This is a genomic window from Pseudomonas sp. MYb185 (genome assembly GCF_002979975.1).
Lineage (GTDB): Bacteria > Pseudomonadota > Gammaproteobacteria > Pseudomonadales > Pseudomonadaceae > Halopseudomonas.
Genome location: NZ_PCQD01000011.1, coordinates 27,316 through 53,403 on the forward strand (window position 1 = coordinate 27,316; position 26,088 = coordinate 53,403).

The window sequence follows — 26,088 nt, forward strand, 5'->3', positions numbered from 1 at the left end:
GAACCGGCGGCGCGCCCGGGCGCCGCCGTGAATCCAATGCGTTTATTCGCAGGGCAGGTATTCTACTACTTCCAGGTCGAAACCGGATATGGCGTTGAAGCGCATCGGCATCGACAACAGGCGCATCTTGCGCACACCCAGATCGCGCAGGATCTGCGAGCCGGCACCTACGGTATTGTAGGTCGTGGGACGGCGCACCGCCGGCTCATCGCCAGTCAGTTGCTGCACGTGGTGCAGCAGTTCGTCGCCTTCCATCTGATTGCCCAGCAACAACACCACGCCATTGCCCTGCTCGGCCAGCTTGGCCATGGCCGCACGCAGGCTCCAGCGTCCCGGCTGCTTGACCATGAACAGGTCGCGCAGCGGGTCCATGTTGTGCACCCGCACCAGGGTCGGCTGCTCCGGCTCGATCTCGCCCAGGGTCAGCGCCAGGTGTACGGCGTTCTCCAGGCTGTCGCGGTAGGTCACCAGGTTGAAGGTGCCCAGTTCGGTATCCAGCGGCTGCTCGGAGACGCGCTTGACCGTGCGCTCATTGAGCAGACGGTAGTGAATCAGGTCGGCGATGGTGCCGATCTTCAACCCGTGCTGCTCGGCAAAGGCCTCCAGCTCAGGGCGACGGGCCATGCTGCCATCCTCGTTCATGACCTCGCAGATCACCCCGGACTCGCCGAAGCCGGCCATGCGCGCCAGATCACAGGCGGCTTCGGTATGCCCGGCGCGGGCCAGTACCCCACCGGGCTGGGCCATCAGCGGGAAGATGTGGCCGGGGCTGACGATATCCTCGGCTACCGCATCGGTGGCGGCAGCCGCCTGCACGGTGCGCGCCCGATCAGCGGCGGAAATGCCGGTGGACACGCCTTCGGCCGCCTCGATGGAAACGGTGAACTTGGTGCCGAAGCCGGAACCGTTGCGCTGTACCATCAGCGGCAGCTTGAGCCGCTCGCAGCGCTCCAGGCTCATCGGCATGCAGATCAGGCCACGGCCATAGCGGGCCATGAAGTTGATGTCCTCGGCCCGGCAGGCCTCGGCGGCCATGATCAGGTCACCTTCGTTCTCGCGGTCCTCGTCATCCATGAGGATGACCATCTTGCCGGCGCGGATATCTTCAAGCAGTTCTTCAACAGTATTCAGTTTCATACGGCCCTCCCGGGCGCGTCAGGACTTCAAAAAGCCGTTATCGGCAAGGAATGCCATGCTGATGCCGCTGGCCGCACCGGACTCGGCGGCCTTGTCGCCCAGCAGCAGGCGTTCAAGGTAACGGGCAATCACGTCGACCTCAAGGTTCACTGCGCGCCCGGGCTGGTAATCGCCCATCACGGTTTCCTGCAGGGTGTGCGGCACTATGTTCAGATCGAATACCGCACCGTCCACCCCGTTGACCGTCAGGCTGGTGCCATCCACGGTGATCGAGCCCTTTTCCGCTATATAGCGTGCCAGCGCCGCCGGCGCCTCGATGCGGAAACGTACCGAGCGCGCCTCTTCGTCACGCGACAGTACCTTGCCGACACCATCCACGTGACCGCTGACCAGGTGACCGCCCAGGCGGGTAGTCGCGGTCAGGGCTTTTTCCAGATTGACCCGGCTGCCCACCTCAAGATTGACGAAGGCGCTGCGGCGCATGGTTTCCTGGCTGACATCGGCCCAGAAACCATCGCCGGGCAACTCCACCACCGTCAGGCACACGCCATTGACCGCAATGCTGTCGCCCAGCCTGACGTCGGCAAGATCCAGCTTGCCGGTCTTGACCTGGACCCGTACGTCGCCGCCACGCGGCTGCAGGCTGCTGATCTGTCCAACTGCTTCGATTATCCCGGTAAACATGTTCGCCTCGGTTACCTATGCATTATCAGGGCGTGCTCGGCACTCCCGCATCACACTCCGCCAGGCCGCCGCTCGATGATGGCGGGCCAGCCTGAACAAGGGCAGCAGGACATGAATGGCAGTCCGGCGACCTGGCCACGATCCCGGTGGCGGCGCCAATTATAAGCAGGGATGCAGCATATCGACAGCATAAGTCGACCACCGCACCCCGGCGGCACTGGTTGCGCCAGTCCGCTCAGCCCACTGGGCGGGCGGTGACTCGCCAATCATTACCGATCGCACGCAGGTCGGTGATCTGTACATCCATGGCCTCGGCCATGCTGTCGAAGGGCAGCTCCAGCAGCGGCCGGGCGCGACTGCCCAGCAACCTCGGTGCCATATATACGATCAGTTCATCGACCAGCCCGGCTTGCCAGAAGGCCCCGGCCAGTGCCGCACCGGATTCGACCAGCACCTCGTTGCAGCCGCGCCCGGCCAGTTCGGCCAACAGTTGGGCCAGATCGACCCGGCCGGCATGGTCAGGCAAGGTAAGCAGCTCGGCCTGGTGGGCCTGGTATTCGGCCTCGCGCCGGCCAGCGTCGGTGCAGACCACCAGCACTGGACCCGTCTCGCGGAACAGACGTTGCGACAGCGGCACACGCAGGCGGCCGTCGATCAACACCCGCAACGGCTGCCGCGCCGCCGCGGCCTGTGCCTCTGCCGGCTCCAGCCCCAGCTCGGCGGCCCGCACGGTCAATGCCGAATCATCCAGCAGCACGCTGTCGGCACCGCTGATCACCGCGCCGCTGCGCGCCCGCAGCCGTTGCACATCGGCCCTGGCCTGGGGCCCGGTGATCCACTGGCTTTCGCCACTGGCCATGGCGGTGCGGCCATCCAGACTCATCGCCAGCTTGAGGCGCACCCAGGGCAGGCCCTGCTGCATGCGCTTGATGAAGCCCGGATTGAGCTGGCGGGCCTCGGCTTCCAGCAGGCCGCACTGCACCTCGATGCCGGCGTCGCGCAGGCGCTGCAGGCCACGGCCGGCGACCTGTGGGTTGGGGTCCTGCATGGCCGCCACCACCCGGCTGACGCCGGCGGCAATCAAGGCATCGGCACAGGGCGGGGTCTTGCCGAAATGACTGCAGGGTTCCAGGGTGACGTAGGCGGTCGCGCCCCGGGCCCGCGCGCCAGCCTGGCGCAGGGCATTGACCTCGGCATGGCCTTCACCGGCACGGACGTGCCAGCCCTCCCCCACCAGCTCGCCAGCCTGGACCAGCACACAGCCCACCCGCGGATTCGGCTCGGTGGTATACAGCCCCCGCGCGCCCAGCTGGATGGCCCGGGCCATCCAGTCATGATCGCTCTGCTGTTCAGACATCGCCCGGCTCGCCACGGGACAGGCGGTCGATTTCCTCGCGGAACTGATTGAGGTCCTGGAAGCGCCGGTACACCGAGGCAAAGCGGATATAGGCCACTTCATCCAGCTGCTTGAGCTCGGCCATGACCATCTCGCCGACCACCATCGCCTTGATCTCGCGCTCGCCGGTGGCCCGCAGTCGATGCTTGATACGTCCCAGCGCGGCTTCGATCTGCTCGACACTGACCGGACGCTTCTCCAGCGCGCGCAGCAGACCGGCGCGCAATTTATCTTCATCGAATGGCTGGCGCCGGCCGTCCTGCTTGATGATCCGCGGCAAGACCAGCTCGGCGGTTTCAAAGGTGGTGAAGCGTTCCTGGCAAGCCAGACATTCCCGCCGACGACGCACCTGGGCGCCATCGGCTACCAGTCTGGAGTCGATCACCTTGGTGTCGTTGGCGCCGCAAAATGGACAGTACATGGCAGAATTCCTGTTAGGCAAGCAGCGGGCATCTTACCCCGATGTCCGCCACGGTTAAATGCCCTGCCCGTCTGCCGGCATACCCGCTCCAGACGCAGCGAGATAACTGTCCTTCAATTTGCGCTTGGCCACCTTGCCGTTGTCATCCCGTGGCAGTTGCTCGATGAACCGCACTTCCTTCGGCGTCTTGTAGCCCGCCAGGCGCTGACGCACATGAGCGCGCACCGCCTCGGCATCCAGCTGCGGATCGGTGCTGGCCACCACGGCTACCAATGCCTCGCCGTATTCCGTATCGGGCACGCCGAACACCGCACAATCGGCAACGCCGGGCAGGCCGATCAGTACATGCTCGATCTCCGCCGGATAGATATTCACGCCACCGGAAATGACCATGTCCGAGGACCGGTCGCAGACGTAGAGATAGCCGTCCTCATCCAGGTAGCCGATATCGCCCACACTGACCAGGTCACCCCTTCCGGCCCGGGCGCGCGCCTGCGGATTGTTGGCATAGGTGAAATCCGTCACCGCCGGCTGACGCACATAGATCACCCCCGGCTCGCCAGTGGCGCACTCGTTGCCGTCCGCATCGATGATGTGGATACGCGCATCGCCGATCGGTCGACCGACGCTGGCGGGCTTGAGCCGGGCCGAGGCCGGATCCTGGATGGTGATCATGCCGGTCTCGCTGGAGGCGTAGGTCTCGTGGATCACCGGCCCCCACCAATCGAGCATCGCCTGTTTCACATCCGGTGCGCAGGGTGCCCCTGTGCAGGCGACGAAGCGTACCGATGACAGGTCATAGCGCGCCCGCACCGCCTCGGGCAATCGCAACAGGCGCACGTACATGATCGGTACCAGGAACACCGTATCGATGCGATGCCGCTGGATCAGCTCCAGGGTCTGCTCGGCATCGAAGCGCGGCATCAGTACCAGGGTTCCAGCCTGTTGCAGAGCCTGCTGGGTAAAGGAGCCGGGGGCACTGTGGTACAGCGGCGCAGAGACCAGGGCACGCACGCCCGGTCGAATTCCCCAGGCTTTTTCAACCATCCTGCCCATGCGCTGGCGCAGTTGCTCCGCCTCCTCCGGCGCCGGTGGCAGACGCTTGACACCCTTGGGCCGGCCCGTAGTGCCGGAGGTATAGGCCATCTGCATGCGCGGGGTACGCGGCGGGCCATCATAGGCCGCCTGTTCCGCCAGCCAGGCCTGATAATCCCGCTCCCGCCCCTGCAGCGCGCCCGGTTCAGCACCCACCGCCAGCACCCATACCTGTGCGGGGATGACCTCACGCACCTGATCCAGCAGATCCGCCTCGATCAGCAACACCTTGGCGCCGGAGTCGCGCAGGATGTAACCCACCTCATCCGCCTTGAAATGCCAGTTGATCGGACAGTAATAGCAACCGGCGATCTGACCGGCCTGGATGGCATCGACAAAGGGCACGCTGTTGCGCAGCATCAGGGCAATCACCTCACCCTCCTCGACACCCAACCGCGCCAGCCCGCCAGACAGTTGCCAGCCGCGCTGTTCAACCTGATCGGGGCTCAGTCGGGAGCCGGAAAAAAACAGTTCTGCAGTCATTGTTGTTCTCTCGCTGTGCTGTCGCCGAAGCCGGAAACGAATGACTATAGTCAGCGCCACGGTTACCGACAATAATGCCTACCCCTGAACCGACCGGATAACCAGGATGCCGCTCGATCAACTACACCACACCCTGCACCGCATACTGCCTGACGCCCGCCTGCAACCGACCAGCCTGCCGGGCCTGCCGGAGCTGCAGCTATGGCTGCTGGACCCGGCGAACCTGGATCGCGCCTTCGCCAGTGATGAAACCCGACGCCTGCTTGAGCAACCGCCCTACTGGGGCTTCTGCTGGGGCAGTGGGGTGGCCCTGGCGCGCTGGGTTCTGGATAACCCTGAACAGGTGCGTGGCAAACGGGTGCTGGATTTCGGCAGCGGCTCGGGTGTGGTGGCGCTGGCCTGCAGGGCGGCGGGGGCCGAACGCAGTATTGCCTGTGACCTGGACCCCGCGGCGCAACTGGCCTGCGCACTGAATGCCGAATTGAATGGACTGACCTTGGAGCTGGCCTCCGATTACTTCACCGTAGCAGGTGAGCTGGATCTGATCCTTGCCGCCGATGTGCTCTATGACCGGGACAACCATGGTTTTCTCGACCAGTTCCGTCAACGCGCCAGCGCGGTATTGGTCGCTGACTCACGGGTACGTGATCTGCAACATGCGCACTACCGCAAATTGGCCATACTGCACGGCCAGACCTGGCCGGAGCTCGGCGAGCCGCTGGCGTTTCGCCAGGTCGCCTTGTACCAGGCCACAGCTTGATAATTGATCAATTGCCCCTACATATAAGACAGCCAGCTTCTCTTACTCAGGATTCCGCATGAGCCAGTCACCCTATATCTTTGACGTCACCAGCGACAACTTCGATCAACTGGTGATCGAAAACTCCCACCACAAGCCGGTGCTGGTGGATTTCTGGGCTGAATGGTGCGCCCCGTGCAAGGCGCTGATGCCCATGCTCGCCAGCATTACCGAGAGCCTGGGTGGCGAGCTGCTGCTGGCCAAGGTCAACTGTGATGCCGAAGCGTTACTGACCGAACGCTTCGGCATCCGCAGCCTGCCGACCGTGGTGCTGTTCAAGGATGGCCAACCGGTGGATGGGTTTGCCGGTATCCAGCCGGAAAGCGCCATCCGTACCATGCTCGAACCCCATGTGGCAGAGCCCCAGCCAGCCGATGACAGCGGCGAGGATGTGGAAGCCCGGGTAGCAGCGCTGCTGGATGCCGGTGAGCCGGAGCAGGCCATCGCCCTGCTGCAACAGACCATGGCCGAGGACAGTCGCGATCCCCTGTTGCTGCTACTGGCCCGGGCGCTGGTGGATAGCCGGCAGTTTGACGATGTCGATACCGTACTCGGCGCGATCGAGGACAAGGAAAGCCATAAACAGACCATTGCCGGGCTGCGCGCCGGGCTGGACTTTGCTCGCCAGACCGCCGACCTGCCCGCCCCCGGCCAGCTGGAGCAACGCCTGGCCAGCGACCCGAACGACAGCGAAGCGGCCTACCAGCTGGCCATCCACCAGCTCGCCGGACAACAGCACCAGGCAGCGCTGGAAGGCCTGCTGCAACTGATGCAGCGCGACCGCAGCTATGCCGACAACGCCGCGCAACGTACCCTGTTGCAGACCTTCGAGCTGCTGGGCAATGGTCACCCGCTGAGCATCAGCTACCGGCGCAAGCTATACCAGCTGCTGTATTGAAACAGACCAGAAGAAGCAGACGCCAAGCGCGTCTCTTCTGCCTGCATGGGCAAGGCTTCGTTGATCAGAGCACCCAGCGCTTGAACTTTGCGGCCTGGTTACTGTCTCCTATCGATTAATTTGGCACCTGCCGTGGCTGCAGGTCAGGTTTCATTCCTCATGACATGAAGACTTCCCCATGCCCCCATACCGCCGTATCCCCTGTATTTCCCAGTTGCGGGCCGCTCTGTTCGGCACCTGCCTGCTGGGCATGATCCTGCCGGCACAGGCCGAGGAGACTGCAGACACTGCCCGCTGGGTCAGCGACAACCTGAGCAGCTATGTGCGCAGCGGCCCGACCGATGGTTACCGCATAGTCGGCACACTGAACTCCGGGCAGAAAGTACAACTGCTGGCCACCCAGGGCGACTACAGCCAGGTGCGCAGCGCCAATGGCAATACCGTGTGGATTCCCAGCAGCGACCTGCAGAACGTGCCCGGCCATGCCGAGCGCCTGCCGCAACTGGAGCAGCAGGTGGCGCAGCTGTCTGCCGAACTGGCCGACATCGACAACGCCTGGAAAGCTCGCGTGCAAGGCATGCAGGAGACCCTGGACACCCGCAAGACACTGATCGACGAGCTGCAGGCCACGCGCACAGCGCTGGATGCCGAACTGACCGCCGCCCACTCGCAACTGCGGGAGGCTCAGGCACAACTGGGTGCAGAACAGCAGCAGGTACTGATGCGCTATATGGTCTACGGCGGCGGCATAGCCGGTGTCGGCCTGCTGCTGGGCCTGGTCCTGCCGCCGATGCTGCGTTCAGGGCGCAAACGCAATGATGGATGGGCCTGAACAGGCGTCATTCCATATCAGACAACACGCCGGCGGGCGCGGGACGGCAATGAGCGATAACCCAGGCTTTCGCTTCAAAGGTTCCACTGCGACGAGGAAAGCCTGAGAGCAGCTCAACAACCAGGGCTTCAAAGGCAAGTCGTTGCTACAGCCCTGAATTTCCCCGGCAAAGCCGGGGAATACTTCTGCTCAAATCCGCCTACTCGATGAAATCAATGCAAGACGTCGCTTGAACGGCGCATGCCCGGGCTCTTGCAGAGCATGCGAATGGCTGGCTCCAGGCATCTCGCATTTTCCATCTTCCGCCGCCCTCCGACTCGCCTTTTGCACTCCTGCAAGACACCCATGAAATAGAGCAAACATGCGCTCTAGAGGCACTCGTGCGCCTGCCGGAAAATATGACTGGCAATATTGCAATTAAAGATTTGACCATTTGGGAAAATTAGGTCTATTCTGTTTTTACCGTTTGGTAAAACGGGCATGATTAAGACTCCACAAAAAAAATAACGGAGGCAATGGTCATTATGTTGACCCGTCCACAGGCACTCGCGCTTGAAAAGGCGTCTGACAGCGAAATCATAGAGCTGGCTCGCCAAGCTGCTGGCATTCGAGATACGCACTGGGGTAAGGCTCTGAGCTACTCACGAGCTGTTTTCGTTCCCCTTACCAACATGTGCCGTGATGACTGCGGTTATTGCACCTTCGTTCAAAAACCGGGCTCCCCCAATGCACGACTGATGACACCTGCAGACGTCATGCAGGTTGTTCGCGACGGCGAGCGCATGGGCTGTAAGGAAGTACTTTTCAGTCTTGGAGAAAAGCCCGAGTTACGCTATCCGGAGGCACGCGCGGCGCTGGCCGGCCAGGGACATAGCAGCATGATCAGCTACCTGGCAGAAGTTTGCGCCATGGTGCTGAATGAAAGCAGCATGCTGCCCCATGTGAATGCTGGCACTCTTTCGGAAGCCGATATCAGGCTGCTCAAGCCCCACTGCGTGAGCATGGGAATGATGCTGGAAAATGTCAGTCGCCGTTTGATTGCCAAGGGCGGAGCCCATTACGCCTGTCCCGACAAAGTCCCCGTGCAGCGTATCCGTACCCTGGATCGGGCTGGTCGCCTCGGTGTTCCCTTCACCACCGGCATCCTGATCGGGATCGGCGAGACCTGGGCCGAACGCGTGGATAGCCTTCTAACCATCAACAACCTGCATCTTGAGCATGGGCACATCCAAGAAGTCATAGTGCAGAACTTCCGGGCCAAACCCGGGACTGCCATGGCTAACCATCCGGAGCCAAGCCTGAACGACATGGTTCGCACGCTGGTGCTGGCCCGGCTACTGCTGGATCCATCCATCAGTTTGCAAGCGCCGCCGAACCTGGAAACCCGGTTTGCCTCTTACATCGCTGCCGGAATCAACGACTGGGGCGGTGTTTCGCCGCTGACTATCGATCACATCAATCCCGAACGTGCCTGGCCACAAATAGAGGCGCTTCGCCAGGCTACCGCTGCCTGCGGCTACGGACTTGAAGAGCGCCTCGCGGTATATCCCAGCTACCTTGAACGCCCCGATCATTTCTTTGCTGGTGAGATTGCTCCCCGGCTATCCACTCTCGCTCGCGCTGACGGCTTGGCGTTACAGCAGTGCCTGTCATGAGGAGTTCCGTAATGAATGCACAAGTGCCAGGAAGTATCGCCTTGCCTACCTCGGTAAAAGAACTCTACCAGCCCGGAGTAAGTACAACAGTACGGCGCATTCTGGAAAGCGTACTAGCGGGCCAGGAACTTAATGAAGCGGACGCCATCCTTTTATTCAGCACCGAGGGTGCCGAGCTGGATGCATTAACTGCCTGCGCTGATCATTTGAGGTACGCCAGTGTCGGCGACGCGGTGACCTTCGTAATCAACCGCAATATAAATTACACCAATGTCTGCTACATGGGTTGCCGCTTCTGCAGTTTTGCCAAGCGTAAAGATGACCCTGACGCCGAGTTCTTCGACCTGGAAGAGATCGTTTCCCGGGCCGAAGAGGCATGGGCACGCGGTGCAACCGAAGTCTGTATCCAGGGCGGCTTGCACCCAGGCATTCCCGGGCACTTCTATCGAGACATACTCAAGGCGATCAAAGCCAAGCTGCCGGATATGCATATCCATGCATTTTCACCTTTCGAAATCTGGTTTGGCGCACGCAAGAGCAAAATGTCCTATGCCGAATTTATCCAGGACCTGATTGACCACGGCTTGGGCTCCATGCCCGGTACAGCGGCGGAAATTCTCGACACGACCATCCGCAAACAGCTGACCCGCGACAAACTGACCACCGAAGAATGGGTGGAGATCGTCAAGACGGCTCACAGGCTGGGCCTGCCAACCACCTCCACCATCATGTACGGCCATATTGACGGGCCAGAACATTGGGCTGCTCATCTGGCGTTGCTGCGTGACATTCAGAAAGAGACCGGCGGCTTCACCGAGTTCGTCCCCCTGGGGTTCATCCATCATAAAACCCCGTTGTATCTGGAGCAGGACGGCGTCAGGCCGGGCCCCACCCGGCTGGAGCATATTCGCATGCATGCTGTCGCCCGCCTCATGCTCAACGGCTGGATCGACAACATTCAGGCGTCCTGGGTGAAACTGGGACCAGAGCTGGCTCAGCAAATGCTTTCCGCCGGAGTGAATGATCTGGGTGGCACGCTGATGAACGAGAGTATCTCCCGGGCGGCAGGGGCTGAGCACGGTCAGGAAATGCACCCGGACAGTTTCATTCAGATCATGCGCAACATGGGCCGTCAGCCGGTCCGGCGCAATACGCTGTACCGTCACGTTACCGTTTATGACAGTCCCGACATCGTGCCTGTCGTGCAACTACCCCAGGTTGCCGGGGGGCTGCGATGAACAGACACCAACCACGCATCACCCTGCTCGCCGGCGGGGTTGGCGGGGCCAAGCTCGCGGCTGGCCTGGCAGCCATCTGCGAGCCCGGCCAGCTCAGCATTATCGGCAATGTCGCGGATGATCAGGAGTTCCATGGCCTATGGGTATCCCCGGATATCGATACCCTGACTTATACCCTGGCTGGCCGGATCGACAGTGACAAAGGCTGGGGGCTGGCGAATGAAAGCAACCGCGTACTCGACGGCCTGAAACGCCTGGGCTGCGACAGCTGGATGTACCTGGGCGACCAGGACCTGGCTACCCACATCATGCGTAGCCATTTGCGCCAGCAGGGTGTTCGACCCAGCGTTATCGCCCAGCGGATTGCCGAGTCCTTCCGCGTACAGAGCAATATCGTTCTGCCCACCGATGACCGCTTGCAAACCCGGGTCAGGACCCCTCAGGGCTGGCTGTCATTCCAGGAATATTTTGTCCGCGAGCAATGTCAGCCCGAGATTCTGGAGATCCAGCTGGATGGCCTTGAACACGCCACGGTAACGCCGGAAGCCCTTGCTGCCATCCGCGAGGCGGACCTGTTGGTCATCGCGCCAAGCAATCCGATTGTCAGTATCGGACCGATCCTGGCGGTGCCCGGCCTGGGGCAGGCCTTTGCCCTGTCCAACGCCGTCAAGATCGCCGTCTCCCCGTTGATTGGTGGCGCCACCGTGAAAGGCCCGGCCGATCGCATGCTGAGCGCCTGTGGTTACAGCTGCGACAACGTCGGGATCGCTGATTGCTATACCGACCTGATTGATGGACTGATCATCGATCATCAGGACCAGTCCGAGACCAGCGACCTTGAACAACGCGGTCTCAACGTCATGGTCACCCATACCTTGATGCAGCATACCGCCGACAAGGCACGCCTGGCCCGGGAGCTGCTGCAGTTCGCGCAAGAGCTGGTTACCGTGGAGAAGCTGGCATGCTGATGAAAACCCTGGTGGTGATTCCGGTGCGGGACTTCGCTGACGCCAAGTCCCGGCTGGAGCCCTTGCTCGAACCCAGCCGGCGTGAAGGGCTGGCCCGCTGGTTATGTGAGCGAACCCTGATGTTCTTCCGTGACCGGATGCCCGAGCAGGATGTACTGGTCGTCACGGCGTGCGAAACCATTGCCCAGCTGGCCAGCAGCTATGGCGCTGCGGTATTGCGTGAACCCTATGCCAGCGGCATGTCAGCCGCTGCGCAACTGGCCGCCGAGTGGAGTTGTGCGCACGGCTATGATTCACAATTGTTGATCCCCGCCGATATAGCCCAGCTGGATGAGGTCGAGCTACGCACCCTGATCAATCACCCGCGGCCAGTCCCCTCGGTATTGATCAGCCCGGCACATGATCGTGGCACCAATGCTCTACTGACTACGCCACCGAACGTCCTGCCGTTTCATTTCGGTCCTTATTCCAGTGACCAGCACCGCAATGCCGCGCAGCAAAGAGGAATCACCTGCAGCCTGGTACATCTGCCCAAGCTGCGTTTTGATATCGACACCCCGGATGATCTTGCCCATCTGGCCAGTCAATCCAACGAGCCGGCTCATCAATCCGAAGCTGCATGCGGTGACCTGCCATCACCAGCGCCGCAGCCAGGCGCAGCGAGCGCCCCTGCGCCGAGTCGACCGCAGGGGCTGAGCATGCTTGCCCTGGCAGGTATCGGGGATATCCGGCCTGGCGACGATCTGGCCGATATCCTGGTCAAGGCGATTCAAGGTAATGATGTTCAGTTGAAGGATGGCGACATCCTGGTCATTGCCCACAAGGTCGTTTCCAAGGCAGAGGGCCAGGTGGTTTCGCTGGAAACCATAAAACCAGGTGAAGAGGCCCGGCAACTAGCGACCCAGTTGAACAAGGACCCACGCAAGGTCGAAGTCATTCTGCGTGAATCCCGCCGGGTGGTGCGGTCTTTCAAACATCCACAACAGGCCGAGGGCGTGTTGATCGCTGAACACCGGCTGGGCTTTATCTGCGCCAACGCGGCGGTGGATGAGTCCAACGTGGGCGAGGAAAACACCGTCATCCTGCTGCCCAGGGACCCCGACAACAGTGCCAGAAGACTCTGCGCTGCCCTCGAAGAAACCTTTGCCGTACGTCTTGGCGTGGTGATCACCGATACCTTCGGCCGCCCCTGGCGGATGGGACTGGTCAATGTCGCCATAGGCCTGGCCAATGTGCCCGCCCAGGTCAGCCTGGTCGGTGACCAGGATGCCTTTGGCCGGGAACTGGCCGTCACCATCCCAGCCCTGGCCGATGAAATAGCTGCCGCTTCCGGCTTGCTGATGAGCAAGAACGGCAAAACACCCGCGATTCTTTTCCAGGGCGTGGACTGGGAGCCCGCCCACAGCTCGGCAACTGACCTGATAAGACCACAAAAAGAGGACCTTTTCCGATGACTATTGCAATTCTAGGTGGTACCGGCCCGCAGGGCCGGGGACTGGCTTTACGCTGGGCACGTGCCGGTGTACCGGTGGCGATCGGCTCCCGCGATGCCGAGCGGGCCAACACCACAGCCCGGGAACTCCAGGCCTTGCTGCCAGCCTCGGCTGCCTCTATTCGGGGCATGGATATCCGCGACGCCGTCGGCGCAGCCGATGAGATAGTGGTACTGGCCGTACCCTATGCGGCCCATGACGCCACCCTCGAATCGATTGGCGAACTGCTGCAGAACAAGATTCTGGTCGATATCGTGGTCCCGCTGGCGGAGGGTAATCCCCGTGCCGTGGCCATGCCAGCTGCCGGCTCGGCTACCGAGGCTGCCCAGCAGCTGCTGGGTGAGGCGATTCCCGTTGTTGGCGCGCTGCATAACGTATCCGCGGCCACCCTGAACAATCTGGACCACGCCATCAACTGCGATGTACTGGTCTGCGGCGACACCCTGGCCGCCAAGGACAAGGCCATTGAGCTGATCAACAAAATGGACATCGCCGCCTACGATTGCGGCCCGGCCAGCAGTGCCCGCTGTATCGAGGCCATTACGCCGATTCTGATACGCCTGAATATTTCCAAGAAAGTCCCTTTCACCCACGCAGGAATCCGCATCTGGGCGCCCAGCGCCTGAGGCAATTGAGAAGTACCTACCGACACAGGAGAATAACAATGGAATTCGGTATCTGCTTTAAAGGTTTTGTCAGCCCCGAACGGGCCCGCAGCTTGGTCAAACAGGCCGAAGCAGCCGGCTTCGCTTATTGCTGGTTCTATGACTCGCATATTCTATGGCGCGAGTGTTATCCCGCGATTGCCATGTGCATGGAACACACCACCAAGATGCGCTTTGCGCCCTGTGTCACCAACCCCAATGCCCGCGACTGGTCTCTGGCCGCCAGCCTGTTTGGCAGTCTCGCCAAGCAAAGCGGCGGTCGCTTCGATATCGGCCTTGGCCGTGGTGACAGCTCGGTGCGAGTGATGGGCAAGAAACCCGCTTCGCTGGCGCGGGTAGCCGAATTCACCACCAAGGTAAAAGCCATGATCCGTGGCGAAGAAGTGACCTACGGTGAATGCGCCGAGCCCGTCAAATTCCCCTGGTCCGATGGCTACGAGTTACCGGTTCATATCGGTGCTTATGGCCCCATGGCGCTGAAAACCGCAGGGGAAGTGGGCGATGGCGTCATTCTGCAGATCGGCGAGCCGAGCATCGTCAAATGGCTGGCCGAGCAGAGCATCACTGCCGGCAAGGAAGCAGGCCGCAATATGGACAATTACAAGGTGATCGTCGCCGCTCCCGCCTATTTTGGCAGCCGGGATCAGTGCATCGAAGCCACCAAGTGGTTCCCGGCCATGGTCGGCAACCACGTCGCCGATATCGTTGAGAAATACGGCAGTGACAGCGGCACCGTGCCTTCCAGCCTGACCGACTATATCGAGAAGCGTAAGGGCTACGATTATTCCAAGCATGGTCAGAGCGATAACCCCTACCTGGACTTCATTACCCCGGACATCGTTGAAAGCTTCTGCGTGCTGGGGGAAGCCGAGCAGCATGTCAGCAAGCTCAACGAGCTCAAGGCGGCTGGCGCCACCCAGTTCAATATCTACCTCGATAATGGCGATGAGGAAAACATCATTGCCCAGTATGGCGAGCACATCATTCCCCGATTCCAGGCCTGAGCTGGCACCGGTGGCGTCTACGCCACCGGTCTGCAAGAACAACAATGACCGAATGAGGCAAAGACAATGCAGAAAACCATGATCAACCAGCAACGGCTGTGGCAAAGCCTGATGGACATGGGCGAGATTGGCGGAACGGAAAAAGGCGGCGTGTGTCGACTGGCCTTGACCGATCTGGACAAGCAGGCACGTGATCTATTTGTTCAATGGTGCAAAGACGCAGGCTGCACCATTCGCATCGACAAGATGGGCAATATTTTCGCTCACCGCGCCGGGCTGGATGACTCCCTGCCACCCGTGGTGATGGGCAGCCATCTGGATACCCAGCCTACCGGCGGCAAGTTCGACGGTATCTACGGCGTGCTGGCCGGCCTGGAAGTGATTCGTACCCTGAATGACAAGGGCATGGACACCCGCGCACCCATTGAAGCCTCGGTGTGGACCAATGAGGAAGGCTCGCGCTTCCCTCCCGCCATGGTGGCATCCGGCGTGTTTGCCGGCGTGTTTGAGCTGGATTACGGCCTGAGCCGCGCTGACCTGGATGGCAAGACCATGGGTGAGGAGCTGGCACGCATCGGCTATAACGGCCCGGATGATGTCGGAGGCCGTCCATTCAAGGCGTTTTTTGAAGCGCATATCGAGCAGGGCCCCATCCTCGAGGATGAAAAGAAACAGATTGGTGTCGTCACTGATGCGCAAGGCCAGCGCTGGTATGAAATCACCCTGACCGGACAGGAATCCCATGCCGGCCCCACCCCGATGAGCCGTCGTCGTGATGCCTTGGTCGGTGCCGCCCGCCTGATCGACCAGGTCAACAGGATCGGCCTCGCCCATCAACCTAACGCCTGCGCCACCGTCGGCCTGCTACAGGTCTTCCCCAACTCACGTAACGTGATTCCCGGCCAGGTGTTCTTTACCGTTGATTTTCGCCACCCCGATGCCGATGTGCTGGCAAAAATGGATCAGGCCCTGCGTGAAACAGCCGACTCGGTCTCCACCGAACTGGGACTGGAAATGGCTTTTGAACAGATCTGGTATTCCCCGCCAGTGCCCTTTGATGCCGACTGTGTTGCCCTGGTACGCCAGGCTGCAGAGGACTTTGGCTACAGCCACCGGGACATCGTCAGCGGTGCCGGACATGACGCCTGCTATATCTCCCGTGTAGCGCCCACAGCCATGGTCTTTGTGCCCTGTGAAAATGGCATCAGCCATAACGAGGCCGAGAATGCGACACCGGAAGATCTCGCTGCCGGCTGCAATGTACTTTTTCAGGCTGTGGTTGAACGCGCCAATAGTTGAGCTCACTGATGCTGCTGCCCTGATAGAGCAGGCAGCTCTTTCAGGGCAGCCAAAGCGGGAGGTTATCTGGTAAGCCCGGTGCCCTTGAGAATGATGTGGGTGAGAAAATCCCCGGCATCCTCGAAATCGCGCGTATCCAGACTGTCCTTATGCAGTACCAGGGCGATCTGGGTAGAAAAGTCAGCATAGGTCTGGGTCGCGGCCCAGATGGAGAAGAACAGGTGGTAAGGGTCGACAGGATCCATCACGCCATCAGCGATCCATTTTCTGACCAGGGCAATATCGGTATCGAGCTTGGGCAAAAGCTTTTGCAGCAGATAGTCCTTGATGTAGGGCGCGCCATTGATGATCTCGTTGGCGAATATCTTGGAACCATTGGGGCGTAGATGTGACAGCTCCAGTTTGCCGAGAATATAGCTACGCAACTTGCTGGCAGGATCATCACCTGTCTGCTCGAACAGCGTCATTTTCTCGACCCAGAGATCGAGGACGTTTTTCAGCACATGGTGATAGAGGTTTTCCTTGGAGGGGAAGTAATAAAGCATGTTCTGTTTGGACAGGCCGGCCTGCTCGGCAATCGCCTCGATAGAAGCGCCGTTATAGCCATATTGCGCGAATAGCGTTTCAGCCGCCTCCAGGATGCGGGATTCCTGGGCTTTCCTGGCGCTTGAGCGTTTGCGGGGTTTGGCCGCGTCGCCATTTGAATGGGTGTTCTCAGCCAAATGGTAGGGGGGTTGGTCCAAGGGATTACCTCTTGGTTGCAGTCATAAAATGCGGCAAGCGCACCAGCCTTGGTGCTCGGGCCTCGCAATCATACATGCAGCCAGTGCAGCCGGGCTCGTAAGGCGCACGATTATACACCCTGGTCACCCCGGCAACTAGCGAGCCAGACCGCCAGGGGGTCCAGACAAGAGGGCGGCACCACTAGCAGAAAAACATCCACCAGAAGGTGGCGGCTGCGATAACCAGCCCAGCGTTTCCCTTGAAACAATAAAAAAACGAACAACCGCGCACTGTGTTGCGCTCGTGAGGAAACAATGAAAGTGTTGATCCTTGGCAGTGGAGTACTTGGCGTAACCAGCGCCTGGTACTTGGCTAAAGCAGGCCATGAAGTAACCGTGGTGGATCGTCAGCCTGGCCCGGGCCTGGAGACCAGCTTCGGCAATGCCGGCATGATTTCTCCCGGTTACTCCGCACCCTGGGCGGCTCCCGGCGTTCCGCTCAAGGCGATCAAGTGGTTGATGTCCGAGCATGCTCCCCTGGCCATTCGGCCAACCTCCGATCCACAGCAATATCGCTGGATGATGCAGATGCTCTGCAACTGCACCGAGGGCCGCTACGCCGTCAACAAAGAGCGCATGATGCGCCTGGCAGAATACAGCCGCGACTGCCTGATCCAGCTGCGCTCGGATAGCGGCGTGAACTATGAACACCGCGAGCTCGGCACCTTGCAACTGCTGCGTACCCAGAAACAACTGGATGCCGCAGCCAGCGACATCGCCGTACTGCAACGCTGCGGCGTGCCATACCAGTTGCTCGATCAGGCGGGCTGCATACACTATGAGCCCGGCCTGGCACCCAGCAAGGACAAGTTCGTCGGCGGCCTGCGTCTGCCCAATGATGAAACCGGCGACTGCCATCTGTTCACTACCCAGCTGGCAGCCAAATGCGTAGAGATGGGCGTCACCTTCCTGTTTGACCGTACGATCACCAGCCTGCTGGCAAATGATAATCGGATTCAAGCCGTCAAACTTGCCAATGATGACATCCTGACTGCGGATTGTTATGTGCTCGCGCTGGGCAGCTATTCTCCGCAACTGGTAAAACCTTTGGGTATCAGCCTGCCAATCTATCCGGTCAAAGGCTATTCGCTGACCCTCCCCGTTGCCGACCCCTTGATGGCCCCGGTTTCAACCGTAATGGATGAAACCTATAAGGTTGCCATTACCCGGTTTGCCAACCGTATTCGGGTGGGGGGAATGGCGGAGCTGGCCGGATTTGATACCGAGCTGAGGGAAAAGCGCCGCGCCACGCTAAGAATGGTGGTCAATGACCTGTTCCCGGAGGGCGGCCAGACCCAGGAGCTGGACTTCTGGACCGGTTATCGACCCATGACGCCGGATGGCACACCGATCATTGGCGCCAGCAAGTTCCACAATCTGTTTTTCAATACCGGCCACGGCACCCTGGGTTGGACCATGGCCTGTGGTTCAAGCCAGTTGCTGGTCGACAGAATCGGCGGCAGCAAGATGGCTATCAGCATGGAAGGCTTTGAGGTAGACCGATACGCGAGATAACCGGATAACAATAAGGAGCGGCATGAGATGAACACCCAAGCTCTATATAGCAATGTGCGAATGAGCCAGACCCTGGTGCATCAGGATATGGTTTATCTGGCTGGCAGGTTTGCTGACAGCGCCCCGCTGGAAAACGATCTCCGTGAGCAGGCAGACAATATCCTGATGGCGATTGAACGATTGTTGATTGAGGCCGGCACGGACAAAACCCGGCTTCTATCCGCCACCATCTACCTGAAGAACATCGAGGCGGATATTGAAGCCATGGACCTGATATGGAAGCAATGGCTGCCAGAAGGGGTAACACCCGCTCGCGCCACACTGGAGGCCGATGCGCTCAAGCCGGATATCCTGGTGGAAGTTGCCATCATCGCCACTCTTTAACCAGCCAGCTTCCTGCACCGCGATAACCCTGGCCTCAGGGCGCTACCGCTCTTGAGGCCATCGCCCCCAGAAACACCACATTCCGGAATGAAACCTATGCGTCCAGCTCACGCACTGATCGACCTCGGCGCCCTGCGCCATAACTACCAGTTGGCCAGGCAGCTTTCTGGAAACAGAGCATTGGCGGTCATAAAGGCCAATGCCTATGGCCATGGCGCCATACCTTGCGCTCAGGCGCTGTCGGCCCTGAGCGATGGCTTTGCCGTCGCCTGTATAGAGGAGGCTCTCCTGCTCCGTGAGGCAGGTATTCGGCAACCGATTCTATTACTCGAAGGCTGGTTTGATGCGGCAGAGCTGGCCTTGATCCAGCAACACGACCTCTGGGTGGTTATCCACCACCATGGCCAACTGCGCGACTTGGCACAGGCTGATATAAAGCAGCCCTTGAACGTCTGGCTGAAGCTGGACAGCGGCATGCACCGGGTGGGCTTCAAGCCCGAGGAATATGCCGGCATATGGGGCGCGCTCCAGGCCAGCCGCAACATTGCCAGCCTGGTGAAAATGACTCACTTCGCCCGTGCGGACGAACCGGACTGCGGCGCTACCGAGCAGCAGCTGCTGTGCTTCAATGAAGTAACCGGCCACCTGCCAGGCCCATCGAGCCTGTGCAACTCGCCCGGTGTACTCGCCTGGCCGCAGGCTCATGGTGACTGGCTGCGGCCGGGCATCATGCTGTACGGCGCCACACCCTTTGACTTTCCACAGCACAATGCCAAGCAGCTGCAGCCGGTGATGCAATTGAATTCAAGCATCATTGCCGTACATGAGGTGGCAGGCGCTGAGCCGGTCGGCTATGGAGCGAGCTTCATTACCCGGCGCCCTACCCGGATTGGCGTGGTCGCCATGGGTTATGCCGATGGTTACCCCCGGCACGCCAGGAGTGGTACACCTGTGCTGGTCGATAACCAACGCACTACGCTGATCGGTCGGGTTTCAATGGATATGCTCACAGTCGATCTCACCGATCTGCCCACCAGCGGTCTGGGCAGTCCTGTGCGTCTATGGGGTAAAGACTTGCCGGCCAGCGAGGTTGCCACCTGGGCCGATACCATCGCCTATCAATTGTTCTGCAACCTGAACCGCGTACCGCGGCGCTATCGTGATTGAACGATGCCGCAACTGAAACAGCCAAGGCCGGATCACCTGATCCGGCCTTGGCTGTGCTGATGCACCTCCTGCTCAGGAGGGGAAAGAGAACTGCGCTCCTTCCCGCACCCCGGCCGATGGCCAGCGCTGGGTCACGGTCTTGCGCTTGGTGTAGAAGCGCACCGCATCCGGGCCGTAGGCATGCAGGTCACCAAACAGCGAGCGCTTCCAGCCGCCAAAGCTGTGATAGGCCACCGGCACCGGCAGCGGTACGTTGATGCCGACCATCCCCACCAGGATGTTGTCACTGAAATAGCGTGCCGCCTCACCGTCACGGGTGAAGATGCAGGTGCCATTGCCGTACTCATGATCATCGATCAGTTGCATGGCTTCCTGCATGCTGTTGACGCGCATGACCAACAGCACCGGACCAAAGATCTCTTCCTTGTAGCAGGTCATTTCGGCGGTCACGTTGTCGATCAGCGTTCCACCGACATAGAACCCCTTGTCATAGCCAGCCACGGTCGGTTCGCGGCCATCCACCACTATCGTTGCGCCCTGCTGTTCAGCACTGTTGATATAACCGATGACCTTTTCCTGGTGCGCCCGGGTGATGACCGGGCCGAAGTCATTGCTCTTGTCCGAGAAGGCACCGACCTTGAGGTTCTTCATCTGTTCGGTCATCTTGCTGATCAACGCATCTGCTGCCTCATCACCTACCGCCACAGCCACCGACAGCGCCATGCAACGCTCTCCCGATGAACCAAAGGCGGCGCCAACCAGGGCTGACACGGCGTTATCCATATCGGCATCCGGCATTATGATGGCGTGGTTCTTGGCACCGCCCAGAGCCTGGCAGCGCTTACCATTGGCGCTCGCCGTGGTGTAGATATATTCAGCGATGGGCGTCGAGCCAACGAAGCTGACCGCCTGGATGCGCGCATCGGACAGCAGAACATCCACTGCCTCCTTATCGCCATTGACCACGTTGAGCACGCCCGGCGGCAGGCCGGCCTCATGCAACAGCTCAGCGATAAACAGCACCGATGATGGATTACGCTCGGACGGTTTGAGCACAAAGGTGTTACCACACACGATCGCCATCGGGTACATCCACAGCGGCACCATGGCCGGGAAGTTGAACGGGGTAATACCCGCCACCACGCCCAGGGGCTGGAACTCGCTCCAGGAGTCGATCGCCGGACCGGCATTCTTGCTGTACTCGCCCTTCAACAGTTCTGGCGCGCCACAGGCGTATTCGACATTCTCGATACCCCGTTGCAGCTCACCCATGGCGTCATGGGCGATCTTGCCGTGCTCTTCGCCGATCAGGCGGCAGATCTCGTCTGCATTGCGTTCCAGCAATTCCTTGAAGCGGAACATGATCTTGGCGCGCTTGAGTGGTGGGGTGTTGCGCCAGGCGGGATACGCGGCCTGGGCCGCCGCGATAGCGGCTTCGACGGTGGTTTTACTCGCCAGCGCCAACTGCTTCGATACCTCACCCGTCGACGGGTTGAAAACGTCCTGGGTACGGCTGGCTTGTGTATCAATAGTGCCATTGATCAAATGTCCGATTGTCTTCATCGTCTGTTCTCTCTGCCTGTATTGTTAGCGGTATCAGTCAAGTTCGTTGATGGCGTCGCCAATGGCATTGACGACATTGTCGATCTCTTCACGTTCGACGATGAAGGGCATGCCCAATTGAATGGTGTCGCCGCCATAGCGTACGTAGAAACCTTTTTCCCAGCACTTCATGGCAATCTCGTAGGGGCGCCGCGCGGGCTCCCCTGGATGGCTCTCTATCTGCAGAGCGCCCGCCATCCCGTAGTTGCGGATATCCGTGATGTAACGGCTGCCTTTGAGGCCATGCAGGGCATTTTCGAATACCGGGCTCATTTCCCGAACCCGATCAACCAGGCGCTCGTTCTGCAGGATATCCAGAGAGGCCAGCGCTGCGGCACAGGCCACCGGGTGGCCAGAATAGGTGTAGCCATGCGGTAATTCGATCGCATATTCCGGCCCGCCCTGCTCCATGAAGGTCTGATAGATCTCGCGCTGCACAATCACCGCGCCCATGGGCACTGCCCCGTTGGTGAGCTGCTTGGCCACGTTCATCATGTCCGGGATGACACCAAACTCTTCAGCGCCGGTATTGGAACCCACTCGCCCAAAGCCAGTGATCACCTCATCGAAGATCAGCAGAATCTCATGCTGGTCACAGATCTCCCGCAGGCGTTGCAGATAACCCACCGGCGGCGGCAATACGCCCGCCGAACCGGCCAGCGGCTCGACAATGACCGCAGCGATATTCGAGGCATCATGCAGGGCGATCAGCTCCAGCAGATCCTCGGCCCGCTCGACACCGCGCTCAGGCATACCGCGGCTGAACAGGTTTTCCTTGAGCAGGGTGTGCGGCAGGTGGTCCGCATCGATACCCTGTCCGAACAGGGTCCGGTTGGCACCGATGCCGCCGAGGCTGATGCCGCCGAAGTTGACCCCATGGTAGCCTTTGGCCCGGCCAATCAGCTTGGTTTTTGCCGGCTTGCCCTTTTTGCGCCAATAGGCCCGGGCGATCTTCAGCGAGGTATCCGCCGCATCCGACCCGGAGTTGGTATAAAACACATGATCGAGGCCTTTCGGCGTCAGCTGGGTAATCCGCTCGGCCAGCTCGAAAGCCTTGGGATGACCAAACTGAAAAGCGGGGGCATAGTCCAGTTCACGCAACTGCCTGGCAACCGCTTCGGCAATTTCCGGGCGGTTATGTCCGGCACCACAACACCAGAGACCGGAGAGACCGTCGAATATCCTGCGGCCATCAGCATCGATGTAATAACTGCCTTCGGCACCGACGATAATGCGCGGGTCCGCTTTGAACTGGCGGTTTGCGGAATAGGGAAGCCAGTATGCATCAAGCTGCCCGGGGGTCAGTCCGGCATGACGCTGGGTATTGAGATCAGACATAACATCACCCTTCATGTACGTTGTTCGTGCAGCCAGTCTCGCCAGTAGCAATTTAAAGTAAAACCCAAACTTACTTATCTTCATGCAATCGATTACTTAACTTACATGCCGCCCTCCGCTATCCTGCCAAACAGCGGTTATCGAGGAAAACAACAAGATGAAAGCCCGTAAGCTGGCATTGCCTGGACAAATCAGTGATACCGATCTGCGCTTGCTGCGTATTTTTCGCAAGGTGGTTGAATGCGGGGGTTTCTCCGCAGCCGAGGTCGAGCTGAATATCAGCCGAGCGGCGATCAGCATCGCCATGAATGAGCTGGAAGGCCGTCTTGCACTGCGTCTTTGCCAACGGGGTCGTAGCGGCTTTTCCCTGACCCAGGAAGGCAGCGAGGTCTACCAGGCCACCCTGCAGATGCTGGCCGCCATCGAAGGCTTTCGCACCCACGTGAACAGCTTGCATGACCACCTGAAGGGCGAGCTCAACATCGGCATCACCGACAGCCTGGTTACCATGCCGCAGATGCTGATCACCCAGGCGCTGGGCGCGCTGAAGGACCGCGGCCCCGAGGTACAGATCAATATCCGGATGATTCCGCCCAATGATATCGAGTTGGCTGTACTGGATGGCCGTTTGCATGTGGGCATCATCCCCGCCTTGAAGTCCCTGCCGGGGTTGCAATACCGCCCGCTGTACGAAGAGGCCTCGCAGTTGTATTGCAGCTCCAGCCATCCGCTGTACCGGCATCCGCCGTCGGAGCCGGTAACGCTCAGCGGCTGGGATGCGGTCCTGCCGGCCTATGCGCAGACACCAGAAATCAAGGCACTGCACGAGCCACTCAAGGCCGCGGCATCGGCAACGGACCGCGAAGGAATCGCTTTTCTTATCCTGACCGGCCGCTATATCGGCTATCTGCCCACCCATTACGCCGAACGCTGGGTGCGCGACGAAGCCATGCAGGCAATCGACCCGTTAGCCAACCGGTACGTCACCCATTACAGTGCCATCACTCGCAAAGCCGCCCCGCCTAACCTGGTACTTGAGAGCTATCTGGAAGAGCTTGATCGATTGTCGGAATAGTCCTCAGATGGCAGCGACCCAGACCAGCCAATCGCACTGGCCGCGCTCATGAAACCGGCGAATCACGCCACTACCGGGAGCGCTCATACGCTCCAGAAAAATCCCGCCTACTAGTGGAAGAATTATTTTACCTTTTGGAAAAATAATGCTTGACCCTCCCAAATCTTGATTGTAGGTTTGCAAACAACAGCCTCAATCGTATTGATGATGTTGTTATAAATTCTAAAAAGAAGATGGCAATAAGCGTGAAAGCATAACCAGATGGTGCTTATATTTTTCTGACAATAGGCGCCCATTCGTTGTACTAGCATTCGACTTGAACATCTCGATGAGAGAACACTGATAAGAGGATGAAACCATGTGCAGCTACATCCCCAGGTCCCACTTGATCCCGCTTCCAGATAACCCGGCTTGAAATAAAGCGAGAGCCCACAGCTCTCGGATATGGCTATCCGGGCAACATTTAATACATTCCAGTGACATACAGATAGCGTGCGCTGCTGGTGCGGCGTGCTTATTACGGCTATTTGTCGCTCGGCATGAGCCAGGAGTTTCGAGAACACAATATCCTGCATGGCGCGGGATACAGACGTGCTTAATAAAAACAATAGATTCGAGGCACAATGCAATGCACACTCAAGCTGATTCACTTCAGTACGATATCGCTGCGAGCAGTAGCCCCAGCGCAGACTTGTGGAATGAAGATCTGGCTCCGGCCAGAGCAGAAGACAAGACCTGGACCTGGCAGAGCATCTCGGGGCTCTGGGTTGGCATGGTTGTCTGTGTTCCAACCTACATGATGGCCGCTGGACTGGTAGCCGAAGGCATGTCCTGGTGGCAAGCGGTCCTCACGGTTCTACTCGGCAACGTTATTGTACTGGTCCCCATGATTGCCATTGGTCACGCGGGCACCAAGCACGGCATTCCCTTCCCGGTGCTGCTGCGCTCTTCTTTCGGCACAGCGGGCGCCAAGTTGCCGGCCATGTTGCGGGGGCTGGTTGCCTGCGGCTGGTTTGGTATCCAGACCTGGGTGGGTGGCTCGGCGATTTATATTATCGTCAACATCATGACCGACAATGCCATCGCCGGCAGCGTTATCGGTTTTCTCGGTATCGATATGGGGCAGCTGGTCTGTTTCCTGCTGTTCTGGGCCATGCATGTGGTCTTCATCGCCTACGGCACTGAATCCATCCGCTGGCTGGAAACCTACGCCGCGCCTTTCCTGATCGCCATGGGTCTTGCCCTGCTGGGCTGGGCTTATTTCAAGGCCGGCGGTTTTGGTGAAATGCTCTCGACGCCCTCGCAATTTATTGCCGGCGGCGCCCGGGAAGGACAATTCTGGTCCGTGTTCTGGCCAGGACTGACGGCGATGGTAGGTTACTGGGCCACGCTGGCCCTCAACATTCCCGACTTCACCCGCTTTGCCCGCAGCCAGAAGGACCAGTTTATCGGCCAGGCCCTGGGGTTACCCTTGCCCATGGCACTCTTCGCCTTTATCGGCGTAGCCGTTACCTCGGCAACCGTGGTGATCTATGGCAGGGCCATCTGGGATCCCGTTGAGCTGACCAGTCAGATGGGCGGTATCGCGGTGGTCATCGCATTGATCGCCCTGATCCTGGCAACGCTGACCACCAATCTGGCTGCCAATGTCGTTGCCCCCGCTAACGGCTTTTCCAACCTCAGCCCCAGCAAGATCTCATTCAAGATGGGCGGGTACCTGACCGCAGGTATCGGTATTGCGATCATGCCATGGAAGCTGCTGGAGTCGACCAGTGCCTATATCTTCACCTGGCTGATTGGCTACTCGGCACTGCTCGGCCCGGTCGCCGGCATCATGGTTGCTGACTACTTCGTGATTCGGAAAACCCGGCTGAATCACCATGCCCTCTTCCGCAACGACGGCGAGTACAGCTACCGCAATGGCTGGAACCCGGCAGCCCTGATCGCGCTGGTGATAGGGGTTCTACCCAACCTGCCGGGCTTCCTGCATGTCGCCGGCTTCATCGATAGCGTGCCCGCTGTATTCCAGGAGATCTATACCTATGCCTGGTTTGTCGGCCTGGCGATTGCTGCCGGTGTCTACCTGCTGCTCATGCGCAACAGTATGCAAGCACCAGAGTGAACTCGGTTATCTATCGGGCCGGAAAGCAATTGCAAG

General features: G+C 59.8%; 23 protein-coding genes. 15 read left to right on the top strand and 8 right to left on the bottom strand.

The features are described from left to right. Positions 1–42: 42 nt before the first annotated feature. From ribBA to CQ007_RS15260, 5 genes are all read right to left on the bottom strand, one after another. Entirely contained in the window at positions 43–1,137 is a 1,095-nt protein-coding gene (ribBA, locus tag CQ007_RS15240) for a bifunctional 3,4-dihydroxy-2-butanone-4-phosphate synthase/GTP cyclohydrolase II (RefSeq protein WP_105646700.1), read from the bottom strand. 18 nt (positions 1,138–1,155) lie between these two features. Continuing rightward, on the bottom strand, positions 1,156–1,821 hold the full coding sequence (locus CQ007_RS15245; protein WP_105646701.1) for a riboflavin synthase: 666 nt from the start codon (positions 1,819–1,821) through the stop codon (positions 1,156–1,158). 235 nt (positions 1,822–2,056) lie between these two features. Beyond that, entirely contained in the window at positions 2,057–3,178 is a 1,122-nt protein-coding gene (ribD, locus tag CQ007_RS15250) for a bifunctional diaminohydroxyphosphoribosylaminopyrimidine deaminase/5-amino-6-(5-phosphoribosylamino)uracil reductase RibD (protein ID WP_177424375.1), read from the bottom strand. Further along, positions 3,171–3,638 (bottom strand): transcriptional regulator NrdR, encoded by a 468-nt coding sequence (gene nrdR / locus CQ007_RS15255; RefSeq protein WP_105646702.1) that lies wholly within the window; start codon positions 3,636–3,638, stop codon positions 3,171–3,173. The genes ribD and nrdR overlap by 8 nt, the downstream gene beginning before the upstream one ends. A gap of 54 nt (positions 3,639–3,692) precedes the next feature. Then, on the bottom strand, positions 3,693–5,216 hold the full coding sequence (locus CQ007_RS15260) for an AMP-binding protein (RefSeq protein WP_105646703.1): 1,524 nt from the start codon (positions 5,214–5,216) through the stop codon (positions 3,693–3,695). A gap of 106 nt (positions 5,217–5,322) precedes the next feature. Between CQ007_RS15260 and CQ007_RS15265 the strand changes: the two genes are divergently transcribed. The 10 genes from CQ007_RS15265 (at position 5,323) to CQ007_RS15310 (ending at position 16,067) form a co-directional block, all read left to right on the top strand. Further along, entirely contained in the window at positions 5,323–5,976 is a 654-nt protein-coding gene (locus tag CQ007_RS15265; protein ID WP_105646704.1) for a methyltransferase, read from the top strand. A 58-nt stretch (positions 5,977–6,034) separates the two neighbouring features. Then, positions 6,035–6,913: a thioredoxin gene (trxA, locus tag CQ007_RS15270; protein WP_105646705.1), complete on the top strand. Its 879-nt coding sequence runs from the start codon at positions 6,035–6,037 to the stop codon at positions 6,911–6,913. Between the two features lie 178 nt (positions 6,914–7,091). Then, positions 7,092–7,745, top strand: a complete 654-nt coding sequence (locus CQ007_RS15275; RefSeq protein ID WP_105646706.1) for a TIGR04211 family SH3 domain-containing protein — start codon at positions 7,092–7,094, stop codon at positions 7,743–7,745. A gap of 524 nt (positions 7,746–8,269) precedes the next feature. Continuing rightward, complete coding sequence (cofG, locus tag CQ007_RS15280) at positions 8,270–9,400, top strand: 7,8-didemethyl-8-hydroxy-5-deazariboflavin synthase CofG (RefSeq protein WP_105646779.1); 1,131 nt, start codon at positions 8,270–8,272, stop codon at positions 9,398–9,400. 11 nt (positions 9,401–9,411) lie between these two features. Beyond that, positions 9,412–10,638 carry a 5-amino-6-(D-ribitylamino)uracil--L-tyrosine 4-hydroxyphenyl transferase CofH gene (gene cofH / locus CQ007_RS15285; protein ID WP_105646707.1) on the top strand — a complete coding sequence of 409 codons (1,227 nt, stop codon included), beginning with the start codon at positions 9,412–9,414 and terminating at the stop codon, positions 10,636–10,638. Beyond that, on the top strand, positions 10,635–11,606 hold the full coding sequence (gene cofD, locus CQ007_RS15290) for a 2-phospho-L-lactate transferase (protein WP_105646708.1): 972 nt from the start codon (positions 10,635–10,637) through the stop codon (positions 11,604–11,606). Before cofH ends, cofD begins: the two co-directional genes overlap by 4 nt. Continuing rightward, positions 11,600–13,060, top strand: coding sequence for a coenzyme F420-0:L-glutamate ligase (gene cofE / locus CQ007_RS15295; protein ID WP_105646709.1), 1,461 nt, complete (start codon positions 11,600–11,602; stop codon positions 13,058–13,060). Before cofD ends, cofE begins: the two co-directional genes overlap by 7 nt. Further along, positions 13,057–13,725 (top strand): NADPH-dependent F420 reductase, encoded by a 669-nt coding sequence (npdG, locus tag CQ007_RS15300; protein ID WP_105646710.1) that lies wholly within the window; start codon positions 13,057–13,059, stop codon positions 13,723–13,725. The genes cofE and npdG overlap by 4 nt, the downstream gene beginning before the upstream one ends. A gap of 38 nt (positions 13,726–13,763) precedes the next feature. Beyond that, entirely contained in the window at positions 13,764–14,768 is a 1,005-nt protein-coding gene (locus CQ007_RS15305; RefSeq protein ID WP_105646711.1) for a TIGR03842 family LLM class F420-dependent oxidoreductase, read from the top strand. A gap of 66 nt (positions 14,769–14,834) precedes the next feature. Next, positions 14,835–16,067: a Zn-dependent hydrolase gene (locus CQ007_RS15310; RefSeq protein WP_105646712.1), complete on the top strand. Its 1,233-nt coding sequence runs from the start codon at positions 14,835–14,837 to the stop codon at positions 16,065–16,067. 62 nt (positions 16,068–16,129) lie between these two features. On the opposite strand, the gene CQ007_RS15315 is transcribed toward CQ007_RS15310, so the two are convergent. Continuing rightward, positions 16,130–16,810: a TetR family transcriptional regulator C-terminal domain-containing protein gene (locus CQ007_RS15315; protein WP_218278895.1), complete on the bottom strand. Its 681-nt coding sequence runs from the start codon at positions 16,808–16,810 to the stop codon at positions 16,130–16,132. A gap of 294 nt (positions 16,811–17,104) precedes the next feature. On the opposite strand from CQ007_RS15315, the gene CQ007_RS15320 reads away from it, so the two are divergent. From CQ007_RS15320 to alr, 3 genes are all read left to right on the top strand, one after another. Continuing rightward, on the top strand, positions 17,105–18,364 hold the full coding sequence (locus CQ007_RS15320) for a D-amino acid dehydrogenase (protein WP_105646713.1): 1,260 nt from the start codon (positions 17,105–17,107) through the stop codon (positions 18,362–18,364). Positions 18,365–18,391: 27 nt separating this feature from the next. Further along, positions 18,392–18,748: a RidA family protein gene (locus CQ007_RS15325; protein ID WP_105646714.1), complete on the top strand. Its 357-nt coding sequence runs from the start codon at positions 18,392–18,394 to the stop codon at positions 18,746–18,748. Positions 18,749–18,844: 96 nt separating this feature from the next. Further along, the gene (alr, locus tag CQ007_RS15330; RefSeq protein ID WP_105646715.1) at positions 18,845–19,915 is read left to right on the top strand and encodes an alanine racemase; all 1,071 of its coding nucleotides are present in this window, start codon (positions 18,845–18,847) and stop codon (positions 19,913–19,915) included. Positions 19,916–19,987: 72 nt separating this feature from the next. Here alr and CQ007_RS15335 read toward each other — a convergent pair whose 3' ends face one another. Together CQ007_RS15335 and CQ007_RS15340 are read right to left on the bottom strand one after the other, a co-directional pair. Continuing rightward, on the bottom strand, positions 19,988–21,478 hold the full coding sequence (locus CQ007_RS15335) for a CoA-acylating methylmalonate-semialdehyde dehydrogenase (protein ID WP_105646716.1): 1,491 nt from the start codon (positions 21,476–21,478) through the stop codon (positions 19,988–19,990). A 33-nt stretch (positions 21,479–21,511) separates the two neighbouring features. After that, positions 21,512–22,855, bottom strand: coding sequence for an aspartate aminotransferase family protein (locus CQ007_RS15340; RefSeq protein ID WP_105646717.1), 1,344 nt, complete (start codon positions 22,853–22,855; stop codon positions 21,512–21,514). Positions 22,856–23,012: 157 nt separating this feature from the next. Between CQ007_RS15340 and CQ007_RS15345 the strand changes: the two genes are divergently transcribed. Then, on the top strand, positions 23,013–23,930 hold the full coding sequence (locus CQ007_RS15345; RefSeq protein ID WP_105646718.1) for a LysR family transcriptional regulator: 918 nt from the start codon (positions 23,013–23,015) through the stop codon (positions 23,928–23,930). Between the two features lie 628 nt (positions 23,931–24,558). Beyond that, positions 24,559–26,052: an NCS1 family nucleobase:cation symporter-1 gene (locus CQ007_RS15350; protein WP_105646719.1), complete on the top strand. Its 1,494-nt coding sequence runs from the start codon at positions 24,559–24,561 to the stop codon at positions 26,050–26,052. The last annotated feature ends 36 nt before the right edge of the window (positions 26,053–26,088 follow it).

Coding starts and splice junctions, on each gene's coding strand:
- ribBA (WP_105646700.1), bottom strand. CDS start 1,137: ATGAAACTGAATACTGTTGAAGAACTGCTTGAAGATATCCGCGCCGGC.
- CQ007_RS15245 (WP_105646701.1), bottom strand. CDS start 1,821: ATGTTTACCGGGATAATCGAAGCAGTTGGACAGATCAGCAGCCTGCAG.
- ribD (WP_177424375.1), bottom strand. CDS start 3,178: ATGTCTGAACAGCAGAGCGATCATGACTGGATGGCCCGGGCCATCCAG.
- nrdR (WP_105646702.1), bottom strand. CDS start 3,638: ATGTACTGTCCATTTTGCGGCGCCAACGACACCAAGGTGATCGACTCC.
- CQ007_RS15260 (WP_105646703.1), bottom strand. CDS start 5,216: ATGACTGCAGAACTGTTTTTTTCCGGCTCCCGACTGAGCCCCGATCAG.
- CQ007_RS15265 (WP_105646704.1), top strand. CDS start 5,323: ATGCCGCTCGATCAACTACACCACACCCTGCACCGCATACTGCCTGAC.
- trxA (WP_105646705.1), top strand. CDS start 6,035: ATGAGCCAGTCACCCTATATCTTTGACGTCACCAGCGACAACTTCGAT.
- CQ007_RS15275 (WP_105646706.1), top strand. CDS start 7,092: ATGCCCCCATACCGCCGTATCCCCTGTATTTCCCAGTTGCGGGCCGCT.
- cofG (WP_105646779.1), top strand. CDS start 8,270: ATGTTGACCCGTCCACAGGCACTCGCGCTTGAAAAGGCGTCTGACAGC.
- cofH (WP_105646707.1), top strand. CDS start 9,412: ATGAATGCACAAGTGCCAGGAAGTATCGCCTTGCCTACCTCGGTAAAA.
- cofD (WP_105646708.1), top strand. CDS start 10,635: ATGAACAGACACCAACCACGCATCACCCTGCTCGCCGGCGGGGTTGGC.
- cofE (WP_105646709.1), top strand. CDS start 11,600: ATGCTGATGAAAACCCTGGTGGTGATTCCGGTGCGGGACTTCGCTGAC.
- npdG (WP_105646710.1), top strand. CDS start 13,057: ATGACTATTGCAATTCTAGGTGGTACCGGCCCGCAGGGCCGGGGACTG.
- CQ007_RS15305 (WP_105646711.1), top strand. CDS start 13,764: ATGGAATTCGGTATCTGCTTTAAAGGTTTTGTCAGCCCCGAACGGGCC.
- CQ007_RS15310 (WP_105646712.1), top strand. CDS start 14,835: ATGCAGAAAACCATGATCAACCAGCAACGGCTGTGGCAAAGCCTGATG.
- CQ007_RS15320 (WP_105646713.1), top strand. CDS start 17,105: ATGAAAGTGTTGATCCTTGGCAGTGGAGTACTTGGCGTAACCAGCGCC.
- CQ007_RS15325 (WP_105646714.1), top strand. CDS start 18,392: ATGAACACCCAAGCTCTATATAGCAATGTGCGAATGAGCCAGACCCTG.
- alr (WP_105646715.1), top strand. CDS start 18,845: ATGCGTCCAGCTCACGCACTGATCGACCTCGGCGCCCTGCGCCATAAC.
- CQ007_RS15335 (WP_105646716.1), bottom strand. CDS start 21,478: ATGAAGACAATCGGACATTTGATCAATGGCACTATTGATACACAAGCC.
- CQ007_RS15340 (WP_105646717.1), bottom strand. CDS start 22,855: ATGTCTGATCTCAATACCCAGCGTCATGCCGGACTGACCCCCGGGCAG.
- CQ007_RS15345 (WP_105646718.1), top strand. CDS start 23,013: ATGAAAGCCCGTAAGCTGGCATTGCCTGGACAAATCAGTGATACCGAT.
- CQ007_RS15350 (WP_105646719.1), top strand. CDS start 24,559: ATGCACACTCAAGCTGATTCACTTCAGTACGATATCGCTGCGAGCAGT.